This window comes from Pseudomonas sp. GW821-FHT01D09 (genome assembly GCF_059422465.1).
On sequence record NZ_JBWKWY010000070.1, the window covers coordinates 1 to 1,385 of the forward strand.

The 1,385-nt window shown below is 54.8% G+C and carries 1 protein-coding gene; it reads right to left on the minus strand.

Annotated elements, in window-relative coordinates:
• Positions 1–13: 13 nt before the first annotated feature.
• A complete protein-coding gene (locus tag AC07W7_RS27115; protein WP_495040460.1) occupies positions 14–1,327 on the minus strand; it encodes an IS4 family transposase in 1,314 nt (437 codons plus the stop codon).
• Positions 1,328–1,385: the final 58 nt, after the last annotated feature.

Genomic DNA, 1,385 nt, shown 5'->3' on the forward strand with positions numbered 1-1,385 from the left:
GCCCTAATGCCAGTCAGTTAAGCCCTCCCGCTTTCTTTTTGGGGTATTTGACCGGCCTGGGCTTGACCACCCTGGGGTAACTTCGTTGACGCCTGGCAGGTAACATGAAGTGTTGAGCCTGAGTGCGCAGCTCTGCCAGCCGCTTAGGAATCGTACCTGGCGTTTCCAGCGGACAGAAACGGAGTGCGTTGGTCACCGCTTGAGCCAACCAGAGGAAGCTTAAACGTTGCGGCGCAACTTTCATTTCGCCAGCCATCAAGCGCATTTCCTGTCGAATCAGATTGTAAGCAAGCAGGGTTCCCCACAGTTCCTGACGCACCAGATCAGGTTGTTTACTGCGTAGTTGTTCGCCTTTAAGCAGGTTTTGCTTGATCTCGCGGTAACCCAATTCGATTTCCCAACGTTCGTTGTAATGCCCTGCCACCTGATGGGCAGGGTAACGTTCGGCGTCAATCAACGAGGTCAGGTAGCGACGGGGTTTGTCGTCTATCGAATACTCGATCAATCGCGCATGCCAATGGCTGGGAAGATCCGGACGCTGCTTGAGTGCATCCCGGGAAACGGTCAACCGTACAAGCCAGTCACCCACGCCCAACTCTTCGATCACCTCGTATTTGAGCGGTTTGCGCGCTCGCATGAGCCAGTGTCGTTCAGTTCCACTTTGCTGCCAGTCGAGCAACAGGGCCGCTGAATAGTAAGCACGATCAAAAATGGTTACCGAGTAGTCACTGACGGCGTTCTCCAGACCTTTGGCATGACGTAGTTCGCCGACCGCAAACTCACCAAAACAGGCAGCACGAATCAAGTGACTATAGGTGTCCATCAGGCAGACACCGCGAACTTGTGGCCAGGCGCCATCTCCAGAATGGGTTCGCCCTCCACCAAAGGCCTGACGGTTTTCCGGGGTATCGGGGGTGGACCAAACTACACCGTCGACGGCGAAGCTACGCAACCCCAAGAAACCGGCTGAAGGCGGCTGCTCGACACCACCCCATGCTTGGGCCAATTGCTCAAACAGCACCGCCAATGGTGCCTCTCCAAGGCGCTGTCGGGCTTGAACGGCGGCACTGGACACGGGCACCTTGGCTTCGCCCAGCGCCAGTCCCAACTGCTGCACGATGAGCCAAATCGGTTCATTTTTGAACAAGGCCAAACCGACCACCAACCATACGATACGCTCGGCCGGCAAGCGCCTGCGGCGAATAGAGATCGTACCGGTCGACACGAGAGCCTGTTCAATCCATGCAGGATCAATCAATTGTGCAAAGCGTTCAAAGGAGATTGGATTGAGCTTGGTAACTTCTTGAAGATCGTTTTGGAGGGGCATGAAACGAACTCATAAAAACAGAGCCCGTTTCTATTATTGCTTGGCGGAGAAGTCAATT

Bases quoted from the DNA above. Each gene is read 5' to 3' on its own strand.
- AC07W7_RS27115 (WP_495040460.1), bottom strand. From the start codon at position 1,327: ATGCCCCTCCAAAACGATCTTCAAGAAGTTACCAAGCTCAATCCAATC.